The organism is Anaerolineales bacterium, assembly GCA_037382465.1.
Classification (GTDB): Bacteria; Chloroflexota; Anaerolineae; order Anaerolineales; family E44-bin32; genus WVZH01.
Genome location: JARRPX010000126.1, coordinates 1 through 2,617 on the forward strand (window position 1 = coordinate 1; position 2,617 = coordinate 2,617).

Consider the following 2,617-nt stretch of genomic DNA (forward strand, 5'->3'; position numbering starts at 1 on the left):
CGGCATTTGCTGCTGGTGGAAAAAGGCGTGGTGATCGATGCCTTTCACCGCGGACACCTCAGTCAGGCTGTCCAGGAGAAGTTGCTTGCGGATATCGATGCGCAGTTACTGCGTCTCGAGTCGGGAGAAACGGACGAGTCTAACGAGCAAGAACCGTCTCCAGACCGTACCGATGCGAATGATCCGACGGAATCTTTGGACGCAAAATAAAACTACTGAACCCGATAACGTCGGCACAACATTTGAGGAGAGAAAGCCATGAAAGTGAGTCTTTTTGCAGGAAAACCGGCCGAAGCATCGATGCTGGTTAACGTGCCTAAACTGATCACGGCCTATTATACCGAGGTGCCTGACCCTTCCATGCCGGAACAACGGGTTTCCTTCGGCACCTCAGGGCACCGCGGTTCCGCGCTCGAAAAGGCTTTCAACGAAGGGCATATCCTCGCCATCAGTCAGGCCATTTGCCTGTACCGCAGGCAGCAGAAGATCAATGGCCCGCTGTTTCTCGGTATGGATACACATGCCCTTTCCGTGCCGGCTCTTGCCAGCGCGCTGGAGGTGCTGGGGGCCAATGGTGTGGAAGTCATGCTGGCGGAGGGGGATGAATATACCCCAACCCCTGTCGTTTCCCACGCAATCCTCACGTACAACCGCGGGCGCAAGACAGGACTTGCCGACGGCATCGTCATCACGCCTTCGCATAACCCGCCCCATGACGGCGGCTTCAAGTACAACCCTCCCAACGGCGGGCCGGCGGAACGCGCCGTCACCGATTGGATCGAAGCGAAGGCAAACGAGTTTCTCGAGAATGGCCTGCGGGGTGTGAAGAGTATTCCTTTCGAGAAGGCGCTTCGCGCCTCCACGACGCACCGGCACGATTATGTTAATGCTTACATTAGCGATCTCGGTAATGTGATCGACATGGATGCCATTCGCGGCGCGAAGATCAGCCTGGGGGTGGATCCGCTCGGGGGTGCCGGGGTCCACTACTGGGCGCCGATTGCCGAGCACTACGGGTTGAACCTCACGGTCGTCAACAAGGCCGTCGATCCGACTTTCCGATTCATGACGGTCGACTGGGACGGCCAGATGCGGGCCTGCTGCCGCCCAACCACTACCTTGCGGTCGCAATCTTCTATCTCTTCCAACACCGACCGAAGTGGCGCACGGAAACGGCGGTCGGCAAGACGGTGGTGAGCAGCCAGATGATTGATCGCGTCACCGCAAAGCTGGGGCGGAAGCTCTACGAAGTGCCGGTTGGCTTCAAGTGGTTCGTGGATGGCCTGCTCGACGGATCCCTTGGGTTCGGCGGGGAAGAGAGTGCGGGCGCGTCGTTTGTCCGTCGGGATGGCAGCGTCTGGACGACTGACAAAGACGGGATCGTCCCGGCTTTGCTCGCAGCGGAGATCACGGCCCGTATGGCCCGGGATCCCGGCGAAATCTACCATGAACTCACCCGCGAGTTCGGTGAGCCGGTTTACGACCGAGTTGAGGCCCCGGCCACTCCGGAGCAAAAAGCAATGCTGGAGAGACTCTCGGCGCAGCAGGTTCGGCTCACAGACCTGGCTGGGGAAAAGATCCGGACCATCCTCACCCACGCGCCGGGCAACGGCGCGTCCATCGGCGGGTTGAAAGTAACAGCGGAAAGTGGATGGTTCGCGGCGCGTCCCTCAGGGACGGAGGACATCTACAAGATCTATGCGGAGAGCTTCCGTGGAGCGGATCATCTGCACCGAATCCTGGAGGAAGCGCAGACAATCGTCAGCGATGCTCTGGCGGCTTCCCCGCAGCAGCCGGGGATTCCGGTCAAGACAAATTTGGAGGAGAGAGCATGAGCCAACAGACCCCTGTCAGCAAGCGGATCTGCAGTCTTTTGCCCACGGACGTCGAGGGATTCGATTTGCTGGCCCTTGGGCGCGCGAACCCGAACGACTCTTCTGAACCTTTCAATATGGCTGAAGTGCGCCAATATCTGCGAACGCCCTGATGCGGTTCGAGGAATACCACGTCGACGGTTTACGTCTGCGACACGGGGAAACCACTGCCAGCCAGACCGGTGGATACTGCGGCACCCTTGACCCGGATTTAACCCTGGAAGGTTATCAGATGGCAGGGGATTTTGCCGATGCTTATAAATCTCTTCCATGGGTCGCTGTCTTTTCCAGTCCGCTACGCCGTGCCGTCGCCACGGCCAAACCTCTTTGCGAGGCGGCAGGAATACGAATGCAACTCAAAGAAGGACTGAGGGAAATTGCTTATGGGCAATGGGAAGGGAAAACCCCTGAAGTGGTGAATCGCGAGTTTCATGATACCTATGTCCGCTGGTTAGTCGATCCTGGGTGGAACGCTCCAACTGGAGGGGAAAGAGGTATCGATATTGCCCGACGCAGTTCACTTGTGCTTGAGGAAATTGAGAAAACTTACACGACAGGAAATGTCCTCGTCGTTTCTCATAAGGCCACGACCCGGATTATGCTGTGCTCACTGTTGGGCATTGATGTGGGGCGTTTTCGCGATCGCATCAGTATGCCTGTGGCTTCTATCAGTATCGTGGAAATGGCGGTGCATGTCCTCTCCGTCTGGGAAGCAAGCCATCATTCCATCAACTCCTTGCGTT

The 2,617-nt window shown here is 57.7% G+C and carries 5 protein-coding genes; all 5 read left to right on the forward strand.

Annotated elements, in window-relative coordinates; all coding sequences use genetic code 11:
• Positions 1–210, forward strand: a 210-nt coding sequence (locus tag P8Z34_17220; GenBank protein ID MEJ2552415.1) for a hypothetical protein, incomplete at its 5' end; no start/stop codon positions are given.
• A 48-nt stretch (positions 211–258) separates the two neighbouring features.
• Entirely contained in the window at positions 259–1,197 is a 939-nt protein-coding gene (locus P8Z34_17225) for a hypothetical protein (GenBank protein MEJ2552416.1), read from the forward strand.
• Positions 1,131–1,835, forward strand: a complete 705-nt coding sequence (locus P8Z34_17230) for a hypothetical protein (protein MEJ2552417.1) — start codon at positions 1,131–1,133, stop codon at positions 1,833–1,835. Before P8Z34_17225 ends, P8Z34_17230 begins: the two co-directional genes overlap by 67 nt.
• On the forward strand, positions 1,832–1,987 hold the full coding sequence (locus P8Z34_17235; GenBank protein ID MEJ2552418.1) for a hypothetical protein: 156 nt from the start codon (positions 1,832–1,834) through the stop codon (positions 1,985–1,987). The genes P8Z34_17230 and P8Z34_17235 overlap by 4 nt, the downstream gene beginning before the upstream one ends.
• A partial coding sequence (locus P8Z34_17240; protein MEJ2552419.1) for a histidine phosphatase family protein occupies positions 1,987–2,617 on the forward strand: 631 nt, incomplete at its 3' end. The genes P8Z34_17235 and P8Z34_17240, both read left to right, overlap by 1 nt.

Coding starts and splice junctions, on each gene's coding strand:
- P8Z34_17225 (MEJ2552416.1), top strand. CDS start 259: ATGAAAGTGAGTCTTTTTGCAGGAAAACCGGCCGAAGCATCGATGCTG.
- P8Z34_17235 (MEJ2552418.1), top strand. CDS start 1,832: ATGAGCCAACAGACCCCTGTCAGCAAGCGGATCTGCAGTCTTTTGCCC.